The following is a 19,148-nucleotide window of genomic DNA, read 5'->3' as shown; positions in this document are numbered from 1 at the left end:
TCTCATCTCCTCACTCACACTTTGACCAGCCGCAGTTCTTACAGCTCACGCATCCCTCTTGCTTTATCAGGGAATTCTTTGAGAGACAAACGGGACAGTACACGTTTCCTTCGTCATCCACGTAGTAACCGCTTTGCCATCTGAGGTTGTGCGCCACTATGAACTTTTCTCTTTCGATCGGTTCTTCCTCACTCTCTGGTGCTTCTTCACCCGTTCTGAGCCACAGTTTTGCGAAGTCTTCAAGCGCTTTCTTGATTTCTTCAGCTAGACCCTTGCAGTACTCTCCTTTCACCTTCGAAAGCTGTTCTACTATTTCATCTATGGAAACTCCCGCTCTGAGAGCTATTGAGGAGAGTCTTCCTATCGCTTCGGCCATCTCACTGCCGTTGGAAATGAATATCTCCACCGCTTCTCCTGTGTCGTCGAAGGATATCGTTATGTAAGTGGTGCCATCGGGCCTCTTGTACTTTCTCGTGACGCTTCTGAGAGTATCTTTTCTCGGTCTCGGATGGAGCTTCAGCTTCTCATCGACGACGAAGAACTGAACCTTTGGAGCCTCCGGTGTTTTCAAGGCTTTCGTCAGCACCTGTGTTTGTAAAGAACCGTCTCTGTACACGGTGATGCCCCTAACGTTTGTTCTGAGAGCTTCAAGGTACACGTTGAGAACATCATCCACGGTTGCGCTCTGAGGCATGTTGATCGTTTTGGAGATGTTGTTATCAACGTACCTCTGGAAGGCATCCTGCATGAGGAGGTGATCCATTGGATCTATATCGAGTGCGACTACGAAGACCTTCTTTATCTTCTCTGGAACATCCGGGATATCCTTCAAGCTTCCCTTCTCTATGAGTTCTTTCTCTATCCTCTTGAGAATCTCCGGATTCAATTTCTCTCTGAGCACCTGGTTCACGTAGAGAAGAGGCTCTTTCGTTCCGTCTTCCTTCGTCACGAATCTGGTGTACGCGAGGAGGAAGTTTGGTTCCAGTCCCGACGAAGTGTCCGCTATGTTCGAGATCGAACCGGTGGGTGCGATCGTCAGAAGAGCGACGTTTCTTCTAAACTCTTTTGTCATCTTCATGACTTCTCTTATTTCATCGTCGTAGTTGCTCATACCCATAGCGAAAGGCACGAAATTGTCTTCCGTTCTGTACCTCGAGATCTCAAGGAGCGGGAAGTTCCCTTTTTCTTTTCCGAGTTCATAGGAAGTTCTATGCGCGTGGAGCGCTATGAAAGCCATGAGATTGGCCGCGAAATCACGAGCTTCCTGAGAATTGTAAGGAATTTCGAGCTTGTAGAGGAGATCGGCAAATCCCATTATTCCAAGACCGAGCCTTCTGCTCTCTTTGACTGCTTTTGTGATCTTGTCTATAGGAAACACGTTCACGTCGATGACGTTGTCGAGGAAACGAACGGCTATCTGAACGAGTTCCTGAAGCGCTTCTAAATCCACAAAACCATTGTTGTAGAACTTTGCAACATCGATGGAACCGAGGTTGCAGGCTTCGTAATCTGAAAGCCCGATCTCACCGCACGGGTTGGTCGAGTTGATCTTTCTGTGCGGGTAGAGTGGATAGTATTTGTTCATCTCTCCGAGGAAGGCAAGTCCCGGGTCTCCACTCTTCCAGGCATTTGTAGCGATCTTTCTGAAGAGTTCTCTGATCTTAACCTTCTTCCTGATCGTGCTTCTTGGATGGGAAAGCTCGAGTTCGCCATCTTCTTCGTAGAGTTTCAGAATCTCTTTCTTGTCCATTGGAAATCCAACAGAGAGGTTGAAGAAGTTCAGCACCGCTTCTCCCGTGTTTTCTTTCTTTGCGTCTATGAATTCTTCTATGTCGGGGTGGTTTATGTTCAAGATGCCCATCAGTGCCCCGCGCCTTCTGTAACCCTGTTTCACAACGGAGATGGCGGAGTTGAAGACGTGCATGAAAGAAACGGGACCGGACGCTTTTCCGTGTGTGCCTGCCACAAAGCTGCCCTTCGGCCTCAACTCAGAAAAGTTGCTTCCCACTCCTCCTCCCACTTTCGTTATGAGCGCGTACTCTTTCACCGCTTCGAAAATCTCTTCAATGCTATCGCCGACGGGTACTACGAAGCATGCGGAGAGCATATGAAGATGATTTCTCGATCTGTAAATTTCTTCGTAATCTTCTAGTGTCATCTGATCGATGGGTTTCCACAGGAGATCGTGCTTCACACCGAGTCCTGCGTTGAAGAGGGTGGGACTGTTTGGAATGAAGAGTCTCGCTTTCAAAACTCTGAAGAAGATGTCTTCCCATTCCTTTATTCTGTCGAGTTTTTCGTTCTTCTTGTACGATGGGTTCAGAAGCTCTGCTGTTGCTACAACTCTCGCCACCCTTCTTGCCACATCTTCCCATTTCGTTTCCAGATAATTCCCATCCAGATCCTTCATGAAATACCTGTCTCTGAGAATTATCTGAGCATTTTTTGAAGGTTCAACGTCGATCCACCTTGAGATCAAATCGGACAATTTCATGTTCTCCCTCCTGTTTTTAAACAACATATTGTGTGTTTTTTCACAGTAATTCAACATGTGGTAGGGTTTCCCGAGAAATTATACATCACCATCCCGGTGAAAATTCTGAAACAGTATCGGAAAATTTCTAAAGAATTTCCCATGGTATCCTTTTGAAGATGAGAGTAAAAGAGATAAATGTTAAGAGCGCACTGACTTATTCCGAATCGAAAAGAAGGTACACCCTCAGCCCTTACGTGGGCTGCACCAATGCCTGTGTGTACTGTTACGCAAGTGATTACGCGCGACGATACAGAGAGATGATCTGGAAGTCAGAAATCATTGTGAAACGAAACATAGCCGAAGTTCTCAGAAAAGATATCATCAAGAAGAAACCACACCACGTTTTCATGAGCACCATGTGCGATCCGTATCAACCTATCGAGAAAGAGTACAAGCTCACCCGAAGATGTCTCGAAGTCTTTCTGGAGTTCCCGCTTCTGGAAATCGAGGTGATGATTCTCACAAAATCCACACTCGTTTTAAGGGACCTGGATCTGTTTAAGAAGATGAGAAGAATCTCGGTTGGACTCAGCGTCACAACTGATGACGACGAAATCCGGAAGATGTTCGAGCCCAACTCGAGTTCCATAGAGGAAAGAGTGGAGGCTTTGAAGGTGCTGAAAGAAAATGGAATAAGGACCTGTGTTTTCATCAGTCCCATGCTTCCCATGAACCCGAAAAAGCTGGCGAGCATGTTGAAACCTCACGTGGATTGCGTGTTTATCGACGACATGCACTATCGATGGCGTGTGAAGGATTTTTACGAAAAACTAGGGTTTTCCTGGGCACTTGAGAATGAGTACTTCGAAAGAACTCGAAAAGAACTACTTGCATTCTTTCAAGAATAGAGAGGGCAGAGCGCCCTCTTTTCAAGATCTGAACATCTCTTTGAGAGATGTGTAGAGTTTTTTGAATTTCTCGTGTAGTTTTTCGTAGGTTTCTGTGTTTTCAACAGCAGGGTCAGTGTAACTCTTCACGCGAAACCATTCTTTCGAAATTTTCGCGGGATTTTCTCCCATTGAGCCAGACACTGCGAGGATCGCTGCACCGTAAGACGCCCCTTCATCCACGGCTGGTTTTTGTATTCTCAATCCTGTCATATCTGCGAGCATTTTGTTCCATACCCTGCTCTTTGAACCTCCTCCTGTAATTCTCACACTGTTGAGAACCACCTTGAGTTCTCTCAGTATATCGAACGAATCTTTGATACCGAAGGCAACGCCTTCGAATATGGCTCTCACCATATCCCACTTGGTGTTGTACGAGGATATACCGAAGAAAACACCCCTCGCGAATGGATCTCTGTGTGGTGTCCTTTCACCGTTGAGATACGGCAGGAAGATTATCCCGTTTGATCCTGCAGGAATTTTATCCACCTCTTCGTTGATTGTTTCGTAATCTTCGCTCAGGAATTTTTCCTTGAACCACTCCAGTGAATAGGTAGCGGAGAGCATCACACCCATGTGGTATCTTGTTTCTGGAACGGTGTGTGCAAAGAAATGTACTCTACCCTTTGGATCGGGCTGATTCCCTTTTGTGGGTGCCAGAACGGTTCCTGAAGTACCAAGACTCACCATCACGTCACCCGGTTCTACGACGGCTATTCCAAGAGCTGCACAGGCGTTGTCGGCTCCTCCGCCTATCACAAGCGTGTCTTCGGAGAGACCGAGATCCGACGCTACTTCAGGTTTCACATTTCCAACCACGCCGTTCGACGGTATTATCTCTGGGAGAACACTTTCCGGTATGTTGAGTTCTTTCAATACGTCCTTGTTCCATTCCATCTTTGACACACTGTACATCACCGTTCCGGAGGCGTCGGAATGCTCCGTTTTCACCTCACCGGTGAGCATGTAGTTTATGAAATCTTTTGGCAGCATGATTTTTGAAATTTTTCCGTAGATCTCAGGTTCATGCTTTCGGATCCAGAGTATCTTTGGGAGCGTGAAACCGGGCAAAATGGGATTTCCGACGAGCTTGAGAACGTTTTCCTCTCCGCCGAGGATCTGGGTGGCTTCTTCGCACTCTTTGTATGTTCTCTGATCGCACCAGAGGATAGCGTTTCTCAGGACTTTACCGTTGTCATCGATTGCCACAAGACTGTGCATCTGCCCGCTGGTAGAGATCGCTCTTATTTTGCCGCCCATTTCTTTCGATCTTTCGGAGAGGTTTTTCAGTATTTTTTTCACCGCCTCCCACCAGGAGAGGGGATCCTGCTCCGCCCAGGCAGGCTGAGGAGTGAACATGGTTAGTCTTTCATTCGCTGTTGCAAGAATCTCTCCCTTCTCGTTCACAAGAATTCCCTTGACACCGGTCGTTCCCACATCGAGTCCCACGTACAGGTTCATTATGCGACCCTCCCGTTCTGTTTTTTCTGTCCAGATGCGTAGTACATTATTTCTTCCTGAGTGACTCTTTTCTCTCTGTTGTCCAGAACGGCTGTGATTTCACCTTCCCACATGACGACTATTCTATCGCTGAGATTCAGTATTTCTGGGAGTTCCGAAGAGATCATGATCACAGCTTTGCCCTGTGCGGCGAGTTCTCTGATCATCCTGTGTATTTCTGCCTTTGCACCAACGTCTATTCCGCGTGTTGGCTCGTCGAAGATCAGAATATCCGCGTTCGTGGCGAGCCATTTGGCAAGGACCACTTTCTGCTGGTTTCCACCTGATAGATTTTCTGTTATTTGATAAATGGAAGGCGTTTTTATGGAGAGTCTTTTTACATAGTCTTCTGAGATCTCTTCTTCTTTTCTTTCATCGAGCACGAGCCCCCATCTGCTGATTTTTTTCAGTGATGGGAGCACGATATTGTCCTTCACAGTCATTCTCAAAACAAGCCCCTGAAGTTTTCTGTCCTCAGGAATGAGTCCTATCCCCATCTTAATAGCATCTTCCGGATTTTTTATTTCAACTTTCCTTCCGTTAACGTATATGTCTCCGGATTCCTTTTGATTCACTCCGAACACCAAGAGCATCGTTTCAGTTCTTCCAGCCCCCACAAGTCCCGCGAATCCCAGAACTTCTCCCTTTCTCACTTCAAAAGAAACATTCTTCACTTTATCCTTCCACTTCAGGTTTCTGACTTCAAGGGCAATTTCTCCGGGTCTGGTCTCTATTCCGTGTGGGAAAAACTCCACTTCACGTCCTACCATCATTTTTATGATCGTGTCCACATCGAATTCTCCTTTTTTCAACTCGCCGATTCTTTTTCCGTCTCTCATCACAACGATCCTGTCACTTATCCTCATAACTTCGTCCAGTCTATGTGAAACGAAAACAACAGAAATACCTCTACTTTTCAACATTTCTATGATTTCGAAGAGTCTTTCTGTCTCTTCGACAGTAAGCGACGATGTGGGTTCATCCATGAAGATGATCCTGGGTTCTTTAACCAGTGCCTTACATATTTCCACCATCTGTCTCTGGGCGGTGGTGAGGTTTCTCACCAGAGCATCTGGAGAGAACTTGGCGCCGATGAGATCGAGCAGTTCTTTAGATCTTGTGTACATATAGTTCTCATCAACTCTACTGGAAAGGGTTCTTTTCTGTCCCCTGACAGCTTCATAGGCGAGAAAGATGTTTTCCGCCACAGTCATGTTGTCGCACAGGTTCAGCTCCTGATGGATAACACTTATGCCCTTTTTGAACGCGTCGACCGGAGAGTGAAATTCTACCCTTTCGCCGTTGACCAGAATTTCTCCCGCATCAGGTTTGAGGACACCCGTCAGAATTTTTATGAGGGTGGATTTACCAGCACCATTTTCACCTATCAGAGAGACAATCTCGTTTTCGTAAACCTCAAAATCGACGTTGTCCACAGCCACAACTCCAGGGAATCTTTTCACTATGCCCTTTGCTTTCAGTATCTCCATTCGATCACCCCGGAAAGCGAGGAGGGGAAACACCCCTCCTCGTGTTTTTCAGAATTTTATTGGAATTCCGAGTTCTTCCATCTTCTTCAAATATTCATCGAGGTTCTCTGGTGTGACCACATCAACACCTGTGTCGATCACGTAGTCAACCTTTCCATCAACCTTGACTTTCGGGAGCATCATCAAAGTGTTTTGAACACCTATCTTGTTCATCAGATAAAGAACTGTGACTGACAGGTATCCCATCATGTAGGGTCTCTGCCCCATCGTTGCCTGGATAACTCCTTCTTTCACGTACTGAAGAATATCAGGTGTTGTATCGAAACAGACGATCTTCACTTTTCCAACTTTTCCAGCATTTTTCACCACGAGTGCTTGGGCAGGTCCGTTGTAGGCATACACACCAAAAAATGCATCGAGATCTGGATGGGCATTGAGAGCGGCTTCCGCTAGAGACACTGCTCTCGCACCGTCTTCTTCATCGTTGAGGATGTCGACTATTTCTATCTCCGAGTCCTTGATGGCGTCTTTGAATCCCTGGATTCTCTGAAGGGAGTTCATAGCTGTCAGTGAACCCGTTCCTATGACAACTTTACCCTTTCCTCCAAGGAGCTCTTTCATGATGAGACCAGCTGTGTAACCTGCCTGGTAGTTGTCCGTTCCGATGTAGACGTACCTTCCACTGTCCGGAGAGTCTGTATCGAGAGTGACAACAGGAATACCCATCTCAAGGGCTTTCTTGATGGTGGGGATGACTGCAGTTGGATCGGACGGCGCGATCGCAATACCGTTTACACCTTCGGCTATGAAAGATTCGAGCATCTGAAGCTGAGCGTTGATATCTTCCTTTTGTGGAACGAAGAACTTCGTATCCACTCCAAGTGCCTTCCCCGCCGCTTTAACACCTTGTTCTACCTGTGACCAGTAAGGATGGACGGATTTTCCGATAACACCTATGGTGAGAGCCAGCGACAGACCAGCAACCAGGAGAACCGAAAGAAAAACCAGAAGTTTCCTCATGATAACACCCCCTTGTAAAGATGTTTTATTCCACATACACCCACATCTTTTTTCTGTACACCGGATCTTCAGGGTTCACTCCTTTTCTTTTGAAAAGCTCGCTCAGAGTGACGAATCCGTATCCACGTTTTTTCAATTCCGGGATCAGTATCTCTAGAACTTCGACGATCGGATGCGGCTCTGGTTGTACGTCGTGAAGAAGAATTATTGCACCATCTCTTATGTCTTTCAACACGTTGCTTACGATCTTTTGGGGATCTCTATCACATCCCGCCCAGTCGTAGCCGAGAATGCCGCTCACGAACGGCATGTTTATCACATCGAACATGGTATCGCTCACCGCCAGATTGGGTGGTCTGAAGAATCGAGGCTCTTTTCCTGTGTATTTCTTGATGAGATCCTTCGTACGTTCGATGTAATCTTTTATCGTCTCAGGATCTTTTTTGTCAAGTGGTTCATAATTCCACGAGTGATTTCCTATTTCACATCCCATAGATATCATTCTTTCAAGAATAGCTCGAGTACTTTCGTTCAACCTCTGTCCCACAACGAAAAAGGTAGCTACAACACCGTGTTTTTCAAGAGTACCCAGTACTGCGGAGGTGAGTTTTACATCAGGACCGTCATCGAAAGTGAGCGCCACCAGTTTCACTCCGTTTTCCTCCCCGAAGTTCACTTTTGAATCAGTTGAAAAAAGCAAAACTGTTGTCAAAAAGATCGAAAGAAAAACCAGAAGTCTTTTCATGACCCACCCACCTGTTATTTGCTTGCAAGTCTCCTTCTCAATATGTCGAGAGTTACTGCCACAACTATGACGATTCCGATGACTACGTTGTGCCAGTACGTCGAAACGTTGAGAAGAACGAGAGCGTTCCAGAGAAGACTTATGATACTCGCGCCTACGATTGCTCCTAAAACACTTCCTTCTCCTCCCGTGAGACTCGTTCCACCGATTACAGTGGAGGCTATGGCATAGAGTTCGTACATACTACCGACACCTGGTTGCCCTTGAGAAAGCCTTGCCGCAATGATTATCCCCACCACACCGGCGAGGAATCCCGATACCATGAACGCTATCATTCGCACTCTGTCTACGTTCACTCCGGAAAATCTTGCGGCGACTTCGTTACCGCCGGAAGCCCTCAGGTGTTTTCCATAAACGGTCTTTCTGAGGAAGAAATCTGCCACAAGAGCCACTGCAAGGAGAATCCACACCGGGATCGGTATCTTCAAAAATTCACCCTGCCCGATTTTCAAGAAAGAAGACGGGAGTCCGATGATAGGCCATCCCTTTGTGATCACGGCTGCCATGCCTCGGGCGATCGTCAGAGTTCCAAGGGTGATGATAAAAGCGGGAACTCTGAGCTTTGTGACAAACAAGCCATGCCACGCACCTGCTCCTATAGAGAACAACAGAATGAGAATTACAGAGATCCACACGGGAACACCGTGAGTCATGAGCCATGCAACCATTACCCCTGTGAGCGCCACCATGGAACCGGGGGAGAGGTCGATGGCTCCTCCCCCGGAGATGATGACAAAGGTTTCCCCGATAGCTAAAAGGCCAAAGATCGCGATCTGCCTTCCGAGAGCCTGAAGATTGAATGCCGTCAGAAAGCGAGGATTCAAGATAGCCGTAAAAACAGCCAGACTGACGAGAGCAACTAAAGGACCGAGTTCTCTGAAAGTTCTCTTCTTAAATTTCGAAGCCAAGTTATCTCCCCCTCAGTAACACCTGTTGAATATCTCCTCCATATCCTTTGCGGTTAGGTTACCGGGAGTTACGACAACCACTCCATTCAGTATCCTGTAGCCGGTTTCTGCCATCTTTGGAATATCCTCTTTTTTCACACCCAGTTCACTGAGTCTCTTGTTGAGACCGAACATCTCCTGGAAGTCTCTCAGTTTCTTGATAGCGAGCCTTCCAGCTTTTCTATCGTCTGTTTCGTAAACGCCAAACACTTCCCTTCCAACGATGGCGAGTCTCTCGTAGGCGTGATCGAAGATGTACTCGAACAGGTACGGACCTGTGATGCACAGACCAAGACCATGGGTTATTTCTGGATAGAAACCACTGAGACCATGCTCCAGCGCGTGGTTTGCGATCACACCAGTCAGAGTCTCTGTAATTCCTGCTTCAGTACTGGCCCAGGCGAGATTCGTTCTGGCTTCCATATCTTCTCCATTCTCGTAAGCAACGGGAAGGTAAGTCACGATTCTTTTCATGGCGTCCAGGGCAAGAACATCCGAGTAAGGATTCGCATTCACGTTGAGGAAGGCTTCTATAGCGTGATAGAACGCATCCATAGAGGTGTACGCGGTCTGGTCTTTCGGTAGTGTCTTCATCACTTCAGGATCCACAAGGGAGAGAACGGGAAAGGTGTTTCTATAGCCTATTCCCACTTTTTCTTTCGTTTGAGGATTTGTAATCACCGCAAATGGGTCTGCCTCGGTTCCCGTTCCGTGTGTGGTGGGTATAGCAACAACGGGGATGGATTTTTCTGGAATCTTTCCACCACCTACGGGAACGTAATCCCAGAACTTTCCTTCGTTCGGAGCGGTGATAGAGATCGCTTTTGCGCTGTCTATGGGACTTCCTCCACCAAGTCCTATGATGAAATCTATCTTCTCTTTTCTCACGATTTCTGCAGCCTCATCGACGTGATCCGATATCGGGTTGGGAACTATTTTGTCGAAGACGAAACTTTCCACTCCCGCTTTCTTGAGAAGATCTACCACCCTCTGCAAAAGGCCGGTCTTCTTAGTGCTGGATCGTCCTGTCACAATCAATGCCTTTTTTCCGAGCTTTTTTGCCCTTTCTTCCAGTTCGTCCACCGCTCCCACCCTGAAAATGATCTCCGTTGGAAGATAGAACGAAATTTTGAACATGCTGCCACCTCCTTCATTTGACTTCTTCTATTATGTCCTCGACAGCCAATACGGCCGCGCCCACGAGGTTAGAACTGATGTTTCTGAATTCCGTAGTCCTGATTTTCAGATCTTTCACAGCGGCCTTCAAAGCTCTTTGATGGACGAAATCCTTTATAATGTCGAGGAAATTTTCACCAAGATCGACGACTTCCCCACCAAGGATCACGAGTTCAGGATTCAATATGTTCACCAGGTTCACGATGCCGACCGCTATGTTTTCCGCAAATTTCATCAGTATTCTTTTCGCATCGTTTCTCTGCTTCAGTGCCTGGAATTTCTCTATGGCGTTTTTTCCAGGTAGTTCTTTCCCGTACTGCTCGATCGTCCAGTTGATCGAAGAAACGAGCTCCCAGCAACCCCAGTTAGAGCAGTGGCACTGCCTGTCGGAGTACATGTTCACTGTCATGTGTCCTGCTTCACCCGCTGTGAAGGAAGGCCCTCTGAAGATCTTTCCATCGATCATCAATCCCGTTCCAACACCTTCTCTAATGATGATAAAAACGGCTTCTTTCACGTTTCTCAGATCTTCTGAGTGGTACTTTTCTGCGAGCATGGAAAGATTCGCCTCGTTGTCTGCAAGAACAGGAACGTCGACTTTGAGGAGCTCTTTTATGTTCACGTTCTCCCACTCGAGGTTTGGGGCAAGAAGTATTTTCTTTTCTTCCATATCCACCATTCCTGGAACGGAAAGAGAGATTCTTGAAATTCTATATTCACCTGAGATACGTTCGTAGATTTCTTTGACTATGTTGAAGAATTCCACTGGTTCCTTTGGTGTGTTGAAAGTTCCCCTTGGTTCCACTTCTCCATCGAAAAATCCAATACCGTAAGTCGTTATATTCACTCCTATATCGAAGACTAAACTCAGAAAGGCGTTCTTTCTTAGATCGAGGAGAATTCTTCTTCTTCCAGGAGAATTTTTTCCCATTGTACCGATCTCTCTTATATAACCTTCATCTATTAGTTCTTTCGTGAGTCTTGTTACACTGCTCGGCGTGAGCCCTGTGACCTCCGATATGTCCGATCTGGAAATGGGATGGTTTTCGTGAATCACTTTGAGAATGCTCTTTTTGTTGAGGATTTTTATTCTTGGTGAGTTGTATTTCAACTTCGATTCCTCCTTTTGGATCTCAATATTATGTTCACATTAATTATATGCAGGAAATAATTTAAAATCAAGGTCGGATATCTGTTATTTTCTCCTTTTTTGGCTGTTTAATAGGAATTATGGGTTTTTAACCTTAAAAATTGCAATTTTTCGGAGATTTCCTTCAGGCCTCTGGTGGTTACTCTCTCTTTTTCTTCAGATTGATACCATCCTTCGGTAAAACCGTATCTTTCAGCCAGTTCTAAAATTTTTTCGTATTCGTTCTGGTTCAGTTTCCTGCTTATTTCGGGAAATTTCTGGGCGTCAAAGTGAGGGATGTATTGATTCATTATGGAGAGAGGAATCCGTGTGGACAAGCTTGAAAGGAAAGAAAAAATTTCAGAATAATCCACCACGTTTCCAGGAAGAACAAGAATTCTCACAATGAGACCTTTCATTTTTTCTTCATCGAAGATTCCCACCTGTCTGAACATCTCAACGATGGCCTTCTGAACAACTGTCCAGTAATCCGGGGTTTTTGAGTACTTCTTAGAAGCTTCGTTGTCCGAATATCTCACATCGGAAAGATAGATATCAACGACACCTTCTAAAAGTCTGAGAATCTCAGGATCTTCGTATCCGCTGGTGTTGTAGACGATGGGGAGGTTCAATCCGTTTTCAATGGCGATTCTCAGGGCTGAGATTATGAACGGAAGGTGTGGTGTGGGGGTGACAAGATTCAGGGTCTTCGCACCGTGCTTTTGTAGGATCAAGAATATCTCCGCAAGGTCTTCCACTTCAACCTCTGTTCCTATCCCTTTCTGACTGAATCCCATGTTTTGACAGTATACACATTTCATGTTACAACCGCTGAAGAACACCGTACCCGCACCCGTTTTTCCAGAGATGGGAGGTTCTTCACCGAAGTGAAGAACCGCGTTGGATATCTTCGCTCTGGCGGGTAGTCCACAGATACCGGTGGTTCTGTATCTATCAACACCGCATTTTCGAGGACAGAGTTCGCATTTTTCAAGGTTGCCCCACAGTGTGGTTTCGATCTCTTTTATTCTTTCAATTTTCTTTTTCAACATACTCGATTTTTGCTCCCAGTTCACTGAATTTGTCTATGACATCTTCGTAACCTCTGAATATGTGTTCGACGTTGCTTATCTCAGTGACTCCATCTGCTATGATTCCCGCTATGAGAAGGGCAGCGGTTGCCCTGAGATCCGTTCCCTCAACGGGGGCACCGCTGAGTTTTTCAACGCCTTTCACTATGGCGACGTTTCCAGAAACTTCTATGTCCGCTCCCATTCTTTTCAACTCGTCCACGTGTAAGAACCTCGTTTTGAAGACGTTTTCGGTTATAACCGAGACTCCCGACGCTGTCGATAGATACGCCATCATCTGAGGCTGAAGATCCGTGGGAAAACCAGGGTACGGATTCGTTGTAACATCCACCGCTTTTGGTCTTTCTCTCATTTCGATCTCTACTTCGTTTCCAAGAACTTTAAGTTTCGCCCCTGTTTCTTCCAGTTTCTCAAAAAAGTTTGTGAGGTGATCCGGGTTTACATTCTTCACCAGACCTTTTCCACGACTTGCTGCGATGGCTACCAGGTACGTTCCAGCTTCTATTCGATCGGGAATGATGCTGTATTCAACTCCCTGCATTTTCTCCACGCCTTCAATCACTATCCGGCTGGTTCCGGCTCCTTCAATATGTCCACCCATTCTGTTTATGAAATTTTGAAGGTCTACGATTTCAGGTTCCATTGCGGCGTTTTCAATCACTACACGGGCACCTTTTAAGAGAGCCGCTGTGGTCATCAGGTGCTCCGTGGCACCAACGCTTGGAAAAGGAAGGGTAATCGTCACATAATCGATTCTTCTTTCAAAGCAGGCTTCAACAAAGCCATGTTCCACTTTTATCGAGAATCCCATTTTTTTGAGGCCTTCAAGATGAAAGTCCACAGGTCTGACTCCTATGGAACACCCACCTGGAAGAGCAACCTTCGCTCTTCCAGTTCTCACAGCGATCGGACCGAGCACGTTGAAGGACGCCCTCATCTTCCTGACAAGTTCGTAAGGCACTTCCTGTGAGATATCGTTTTCTCTTTTGATCTTCAGTTCGTTCTCCTCGAATTCCACTCTGAATCCAATGGATCTCAGGATGTCTATCATGACGAAGACATCTTGGAGTCTCGGTACGTTTTTGAGAATTACCTCCTCATCACACAAAATCGCTGCTGCCATTATTGGAAGAGCAGCGTTTTTTGAACCCGATATCTCCACTTCTCCTTCGAGAACGGCGCCACCCTGAACGACCAGTTTACCCAATCAAGCCACCGCCTTTTCAAGATCAAGGATCGCCTTTTCCAGATCCATGAAATCTTCAGGATAGCTTTTGTATGCAATCGAGTATTCGATGCCTCCTATACTTTCGATGTGATTTTTTATTCTCTCTTCTATATTCGGGGCCGTTTCTTTTCCAACACCGATTACGAAGAGTGCAAAAGTATCATCGGAGTATCTGCCCACACTGTCTAAGGGTACTCTCACACATTCTTTGAGAATTTTTCCTATCTTCATCAGCGCTTTTTCTCTTTCATTCTTAGATACCTTTGTTTTCACAAAGAATATCGTGTAAGGTGTGTTCTCTTCGAAGGCCCTCTGATGTTGATAAGATAGGAGTCTCAGGAAATGGTCTTTCGCGTACACTCTTGTCAGTGGATCGATCATTTTTGTAGTTCCCAGCTTTTCAAAGAAATCGTCGAACACCTGGAATTGTTTCTTCATGACTTCGTTGTATTCTTCTATCAGAGCCTCGAGCTCCTGCTCTCTCTGCTGGCACTGCCGCAGTTTCTCTTCCAGTTCCTCTATTCTTTTCAAAAGTTCCGTGCGTTCATCCATGTTGAGCACCCCCAATTGTCAGTATAATAAACTTCAGAAATATTCTACCACGTTGAAAATGTGGAGGGAGGATTCGATGACAATAAGCTACGAGGATGTAGAAAATTTCTTGGTGTGCCCAAGGCGATATTACCTTTCAAAAAAAATTTCAAAAGAGGTTTCTCCGAACTTTTCGGAGGAGTTAATGGAGGCTGGATTCCCGCTCGAAAATCCTGTGATCGTGTGTGAGTTTGAGGGTCATGAACTGGTTTCAAATCCCGATCTGATTGTGAAAGACAGGGATGGATGGAGAATTATTCTGAGAAAGAGCGCAAAAAGGTTTAAAGACAAATACATCCTTGAGAGCGCTTATCATGCCCTGGTTTTCTCAAGGGCTGGCCTGGAAGTTTCGGGCGTGGAGATCGTATCTGACAGCTTCTCAAGAAAGATGGAAAACTGGAAAAATCTGATACCCATCGTCGAAGATGTTTTGAGAGAAATGTTGACAATAGATGATGATCCTCACCCCAGAGTGGGAAGACACTGTAGATACTGTGATTTCCTCGAAGATTGCGAAGGGAAGTTTTTTGAAGAGAAGAGTTTGCTTCTGGTGAACGGGATAGGAGAAGAAACGTACAGGGTTCTCTATGGAATGGGTATAGAAACGCTGGAAGATCTCGCGGAGGCGGACCAGAGAATCCTGGAAAAGGTATTTGGAAAAGAGAAAGGAAAAAGATTCGTTATGGCGGCGAGGGCGTTTCTCGAGAATAGAGTGATAATGATAACCCCTCCGGAGGATCTTCCAGAAGGAACAATAGTTGACATAGAGTATCATCCGTCAGAAGAGAGGGATTTTCTCTATGGGTTTTTAATAGGTGATGAGTACAGATATTTTCTGGAAGAGGATCAAGGAGATCTGATCGCATTTTTGAATTCTCTGGACGATGAGAGTGTTTTCTATCACTATCATGGACCGGAGAAGAGAAAGCTGATTTCATTGATCGGCAGAAACAAAAGGATGAATTTTCTCGATGTGTTCACAATCCTGAGGAATCATTTCGTTTTTCCTGTTATGTCCTACTCGCTCAAAAGAATCGCTAAGTATCTGGGGTACGATTGGAGAACGTCCCTGAATGGTTATGAAATACTGCGGCTTTATGAGAAATGGAAAAAAACGAGAAACGAGGAGCTTCTAAAGCAGATGCTCCTGTACAACGAGGATGATGTGAGAGCAACGAAGCTGGTCCTGGATTTCATGAGGTCTTACTCTTCTTTTTCGTAGGGAACACCATCGGCTGCTGGTGGTCTTGTTCTTCCTATCAGGCCAGCCACGACAACGAGGGTAACAACGAACGGAAAGAGATTGAACAACGGTTTTGCCGTAGCAGGTACGTTGAGAATGGGACTACTCTGAAGTTGATTGGCCAGAGCTTCTGACATACCAAACATGAGGCAGGCCCACATGGCACCTATGGGATTCCAGTTTCCAAGGATCATGGCCGCAAGGGCAATGAAGCCCCTTCCTCCCGTCATGAGTTCCCTGAAGTTACCGACCTCTCCTATGGAAAGGAACGCTCCTCCCATGGACGCCAGAGCACCGCTCATGAGAACTCCGAAGTACCTTATTTTGAAGACGTCAACACCGAGAGTATCGGCAGCCTCGGGATTTTCACCTACCGATCTCATTCTGAGACCCAGTGGGGTCTTGTAGATCAGAAACCACGCAAAAAAGACCATTGCGAAGGCTATGAGAACTATTGGACTGATGGTTCCGATGGCTTCTCCGATGAAAGGAATGGAGGAAATGCCAGGCAGTGTGATCTCTTCGATTCGACCCACATAAGGTGTCTGCCCCGGCTGACCGAATATCGGTTCCATGAGAAAACCTGTCAGACCCTGCGCCACCAGTATCAACGCCGTCGCGCTCACTATCTGGTTGCCTCTCCATTTGATACTCGCCCAGGCGTGGAACCAGGAAAACCCGATTCCTATGGGAATAGAAAGCAAGAAACCGAGCCACACGTTTCCGGTGTAATATGTGATCACCACCGAGGAGAACGCTCCAAGAAGCATTATTCCTTCAAGGGCGATGTTCACAACCCCTGTAACTTCACTGAAAACACCTCCAAGGGATGCGAAAAGAAGAGGAGTGGAAGCTGTGAGAGTGAGCTTGTAAAAGAGGGGATTTGAGAAAATGTTCCAGAGCACTTCCAGTATTTTCATCTTTTCACCTTCCTGAACCTGAGAAGGGTTTTAACGATCCTGTCGGCTGCAACGAGGAATATGACGATACCCTGTATGATTGTGACAATGTGTTTTGGTACCCCAACGAACTGCATATTGCTCGATCCAGTCCTCAGAGCGGCTATGAGAAATGAGGCGAAGATGATGCCTATGGGATGGTTTTGTCCGATCAGCGCGATCGAGATTCCGTCGAAGCCCTTCCCGCCGGAGAGTGTTCCTAGGAACCTGTGGTGCAATCCCATCACTTCTAGGGCTCCAGCAAGGCCCGCCAGCGCTCCACTTATTGCCATACACATGACGATGTTCTTTGAGATGTTTATTCCTCCATATTCTGCCGCGTACGGATTGAATCCAACTGCTTTCACCTCATAGCCAGTTTTCGTCTTCTCCAGAACGATGTATATAACCACCGCTGAAAGAATTGAAATCAGAATACCGGAGGTCATTTCTAAAGCGCCAACTGTAACGATAGGAGGAAGTTTGGCAGAAGGAGCGATTTCTGGACTTTTGGGAGTACCCGATCCCACTGCCAGTGGTCCCGTGATGAGGTAAGAGGATATGTAGGTTGCGATCCAGTTCAGCATTATGGTTGACACAACTTCATGTGCTCCCGTTTTTGCCTTCAGATAACCGGCTATAGAGGCCCAGGCGGCACCTCCCAGCATGCCGGCAATCATCGTAAGAGGGATAGCGAGTGCTGGCGGTATTCCTCTCATGTGCATTCCAACGACAGTTGCCAGAATCCCTCCCATGATCATCTGTCCTTCCGCTCCTATGTTGAATAGCCCTGCTCTGAAACCAAATCCAACGGCGAGTCCTGTTAGGATGAGCGGCGTGGTTTTTATCACCGTATCGGCCAGAGCCTGGATATTTCCAAAAGCCCCTTCGATCATGGCTTTGTACGCTATCACGGGGTTTTGCCCGATCAGAATGATCACCACGGCCGCTATAAGAAGTGCTATGATGACCGAAAAGAACGGGACAAGAAATGACCACACCCTGTTGTTCATCTTCTGATCTCCTCCAGTCTTTTACCTGCCATCATGAGCCCTACTTCCTCTGGAGTGGTTTCTTCCGGTTTGACTTCTCCCATTATCTGTCCTTCGTACATAACCAGTATTCTGTCGCTGAGCGAGAAGATTTCGTCCAGTTCCATGGATATGAGAAGAACACCGACACCTGCATCTCTCATCGATACGAGTGTTTTGTGAATGAATTCTATCGCACCCACGTCCAGACCACGTGTCGGTTGAGCCACAACGAGAAGTTCGGGGGAGAAACTCATTTCACGTGCAACGATGATCTTCTGCTGATTCCCACCGGAGAAACTTCCCGCGAGGAGTTCTATGTTTCTCGGCCTGATATCGAACTTTTCAAAAAGTTGTTTTGAAAATCTTTTTATTTCCTTCATGTTGAGAAAACCGCTCTTCACGAAAGGCTCTATCATGTGCCTTCCCAAAATGGTGTTGAAATATGCCGGAAAATCCACTATCAAACCTCTTTTGAGTCGATCTTCTGGAACGTGGAACATTCCGAGATCTCGCAATCTTTTTGGGTCGTATCCCGTTATATCTTCACCTTTGAAGTAGACTCTTCCTCGTTCCGCTCCGCGAAGTCCTGTGATCGCTTCCACCAGTTCGGACTGACCGTTTCCAGCAACACCGGCTATCCCTACTATCTCTCCCCTCTTTACCTCGAAAGAAACTCCCTTTACAGCGTCCAGTTTTCTGTTGTCCTTGACCCAGAGATCTTCTATTTTGAGGAGTGTTTCACCGGCTTCTTTTGGTTTTTTCTCAACCGTGAGAACAACATCTCTTCCCACCATCAATCTCGCTATTTCCTGTGGTGTGGTTTGTGAAGTGATGAGGTTTCCTGTGACCCTTCCCTGCCTCATAACGGTGATTCTATCGGAGATCTCCATCACTTCGTTCAATTTATGCGAAATGAATATGATCGTTTTCCCGCTCTTTTTCAATCGTTTCAAGACTTCGAAGAGTTCCTCTGTTTCCTGTGGAGTGAGGACGGCGGTGGGTTCATCTAAGATGAGAATCTCTGCTCCTCTGTAGAGTGTCTTGATGATCTCTACTCTCTGCTGCAACCCCACGGGCATGTCCTCTATTTTCATATCGACGTCTATTGTTAATCCGTACTCTTCCGAGAGTCTTTTAACTTCTTTCCTCGCCTTTTTCCTATCCAGAAGAATTCCTTTCCTTGGTTCCATCCCGATGATCACGTTCTCGTAAGCCGTCAGGTTGTCAACGAGCATGAAATGCTGGTGAACCATACCTATACCGCTTTTTATCGCGTCAGCGGGACCGGAAAATTCTACTCTTTTTCCGTTTATGTAAATTTCCCCCTCATCGGGCTTTAAAAGGCCGTAGAGCTGTTTCATGAGAGTGGTTTTTCCAGCGCCGTTTTCACCAACGATAGCGTGGATTTCGCCCTTTTCGACGAAGAGATCCACGTGATCGTTTGCCAGAACTCCGGGAAACCTTTTAACGATTCTCTTCATCACAACTGCGTACTCCACCGGATCACCCCTGAAAAGAGGGGGAGGACTCCCC

Annotated in this window: 16 protein-coding genes; 2 read left to right on the top strand and 14 right to left on the bottom strand. The window is 46.4% G+C overall.

Translation table 11 applies throughout. From position 1 onward, the window contains the following. Positions 1-10: 10 nt before the first annotated feature. Positions 11-2,494, bottom strand: a complete 2,484-nt coding sequence (locus tag TM_RS00565; protein WP_004082700.1) for an adenosylcobalamin-dependent ribonucleoside-diphosphate reductase — start codon at positions 2,492-2,494, stop codon at positions 11-13. Between the two features lie 158 nt (positions 2,495-2,652). Here TM_RS00565 and TM_RS00560 point away from each other — a divergent pair, with 158 nt between their 5' ends. Continuing rightward, positions 2,653-3,384 (top strand): SPL family radical SAM protein, encoded by a 732-nt coding sequence (locus tag TM_RS00560; protein WP_004082697.1) that lies wholly within the window; start codon positions 2,653-2,655, stop codon positions 3,382-3,384. 21 nt (positions 3,385-3,405) lie between these two features. On the opposite strand, the gene xylB is transcribed toward TM_RS00560, so the two are convergent. The 10 genes from xylB to TM_RS00510 form a co-directional block, all read right to left on the bottom strand. Continuing rightward, entirely contained in the window at positions 3,406-4,884 is a 1,479-nt protein-coding gene (gene xylB, locus TM_RS00555; protein ID WP_004082695.1) for a xylulokinase, read from the bottom strand. Then, positions 4,884-6,446 carry a sugar ABC transporter ATP-binding protein gene (locus TM_RS00550; RefSeq protein WP_004082693.1) on the bottom strand — a complete coding sequence of 521 codons (1,563 nt, stop codon included), beginning with the start codon at positions 6,444-6,446 and terminating at the stop codon, positions 4,884-4,886. The genes xylB and TM_RS00550 overlap by 1 nt, the downstream gene beginning before the upstream one ends. A gap of 15 nt (positions 6,447-6,461) precedes the next feature. Then, positions 6,462-7,433, bottom strand: coding sequence for a sugar-binding protein (locus TM_RS00545; protein ID WP_004082691.1), 972 nt, complete (start codon positions 7,431-7,433; stop codon positions 6,462-6,464). A gap of 25 nt (positions 7,434-7,458) precedes the next feature. Then, a complete protein-coding gene (locus TM_RS00540) occupies positions 7,459-8,178 on the bottom strand; it encodes a polysaccharide deacetylase family protein (RefSeq protein WP_004082686.1) in 720 nt (239 codons plus the stop codon). A gap of 14 nt (positions 8,179-8,192) precedes the next feature. Next, positions 8,193-9,146, bottom strand: coding sequence for an ABC transporter permease (locus tag TM_RS00535; protein ID WP_004082684.1), 954 nt, complete (start codon positions 9,144-9,146; stop codon positions 8,193-8,195). 12 nt (positions 9,147-9,158) lie between these two features. Beyond that, entirely contained in the window at positions 9,159-10,322 is a 1,164-nt protein-coding gene (locus TM_RS00530) for an iron-containing alcohol dehydrogenase (RefSeq protein ID WP_004082682.1), read from the bottom strand. Between the two features lie 13 nt (positions 10,323-10,335). Next, positions 10,336-11,472 (bottom strand): ROK family transcriptional regulator, encoded by a 1,137-nt coding sequence (locus TM_RS00525; protein ID WP_004082680.1) that lies wholly within the window; start codon positions 11,470-11,472, stop codon positions 10,336-10,338. Positions 11,473-11,579: 107 nt separating this feature from the next. Further along, complete coding sequence (locus TM_RS00520; RefSeq protein ID WP_004082677.1) at positions 11,580-12,542, bottom strand: radical SAM protein; 963 nt, start codon at positions 12,540-12,542, stop codon at positions 11,580-11,582. Next, positions 12,523-13,788, bottom strand: a complete 1,266-nt coding sequence (murA, locus tag TM_RS00515; RefSeq protein ID WP_004082675.1) for a UDP-N-acetylglucosamine 1-carboxyvinyltransferase — start codon at positions 13,786-13,788, stop codon at positions 12,523-12,525. The genes TM_RS00520 and murA overlap by 20 nt, the downstream gene beginning before the upstream one ends. Continuing rightward, entirely contained in the window at positions 13,789-14,361 is a 573-nt protein-coding gene (locus TM_RS00510) for a diguanylate cyclase domain-containing protein (protein WP_004082673.1), read from the bottom strand. Between the two features lie 76 nt (positions 14,362-14,437). Here TM_RS00510 and TM_RS00505 point away from each other — a divergent pair, with 76 nt between their 5' ends. Continuing rightward, on the top strand, positions 14,438-15,622 hold the full coding sequence (locus TM_RS00505) for a TM0106 family RecB-like putative nuclease (RefSeq protein ID WP_004082671.1): 1,185 nt from the start codon (positions 14,438-14,440) through the stop codon (positions 15,620-15,622). Here the strand turns inward: TM_RS00505 and TM_RS00500 are convergent. The 3 genes from TM_RS00500 to TM_RS00490 are packed head-to-tail and all read right to left on the bottom strand — an operon-like array spanning position 15,604 to position 19,114. Then, positions 15,604-16,563: an ABC transporter permease gene (locus tag TM_RS00500; protein WP_004082669.1), complete on the bottom strand. Its 960-nt coding sequence runs from the start codon at positions 16,561-16,563 to the stop codon at positions 15,604-15,606. The two genes, TM_RS00505 and TM_RS00500, sit on opposite strands and share 19 nt — an antisense overlap. Continuing rightward, positions 16,560-17,594, bottom strand: a complete 1,035-nt coding sequence (locus TM_RS00495) for an ABC transporter permease (RefSeq protein WP_004082660.1) — start codon at positions 17,592-17,594, stop codon at positions 16,560-16,562. Before TM_RS00495 ends, TM_RS00500 begins: the two co-directional genes overlap by 4 nt. Further along, entirely contained in the window at positions 17,591-19,114 is a 1,524-nt protein-coding gene (locus TM_RS00490) for an ABC transporter ATP-binding protein (protein WP_010865052.1), read from the bottom strand. Before TM_RS00490 ends, TM_RS00495 begins: the two co-directional genes overlap by 4 nt. Positions 19,115-19,148 lie beyond the last annotated feature (34 nt).

Source organism: Thermotoga maritima MSB8 (assembly GCF_000008545.1).
Lineage (GTDB): Bacteria > Thermotogota > Thermotogae > Thermotogales > Thermotogaceae > Thermotoga > Thermotoga maritima.
The sequence above is the reverse complement of the archived record's forward strand: the minus strand, read 5'-3'. Positions and strand labels throughout refer to the sequence as shown.

Coding starts and splice junctions, on each gene's coding strand:
- TM_RS00565 (WP_004082700.1), bottom strand. CDS start 2,494: ATGAAATTGTCCGATTTGATCTCAAGGTGGATCGACGTTGAACCTTCA.
- TM_RS00560 (WP_004082697.1), top strand. CDS start 2,653: ATGAGAGTAAAAGAGATAAATGTTAAGAGCGCACTGACTTATTCCGAA.
- xylB (WP_004082695.1), bottom strand. CDS start 4,884: ATGAACCTGTACGTGGGACTCGATGTGGGAACGACCGGTGTCAAGGGA.
- TM_RS00545 (WP_004082691.1), bottom strand. CDS start 7,433: ATGAGGAAACTTCTGGTTTTTCTTTCGGTTCTCCTGGTTGCTGGTCTG.
- TM_RS00540 (WP_004082686.1), bottom strand. CDS start 8,178: ATGAAAAGACTTCTGGTTTTTCTTTCGATCTTTTTGACAACAGTTTTG.
- TM_RS00530 (WP_004082682.1), bottom strand. CDS start 10,322: ATGTTCAAAATTTCGTTCTATCTTCCAACGGAGATCATTTTCAGGGTG.
- TM_RS00520 (WP_004082677.1), bottom strand. CDS start 12,542: ATGTTGAAAAAGAAAATTGAAAGAATAAAAGAGATCGAAACCACACTG.
- TM_RS00510 (WP_004082673.1), bottom strand. CDS start 14,361: ATGGATGAACGCACGGAACTTTTGAAAAGAATAGAGGAACTGGAAGAG.
- TM_RS00505 (WP_004082671.1), top strand. CDS start 14,438: ATGACAATAAGCTACGAGGATGTAGAAAATTTCTTGGTGTGCCCAAGG.
- TM_RS00500 (WP_004082669.1), bottom strand. CDS start 16,563: ATGAAAATACTGGAAGTGCTCTGGAACATTTTCTCAAATCCCCTCTTT.
- TM_RS00495 (WP_004082660.1), bottom strand. CDS start 17,594: ATGAACAACAGGGTGTGGTCATTTCTTGTCCCGTTCTTTTCGGTCATC.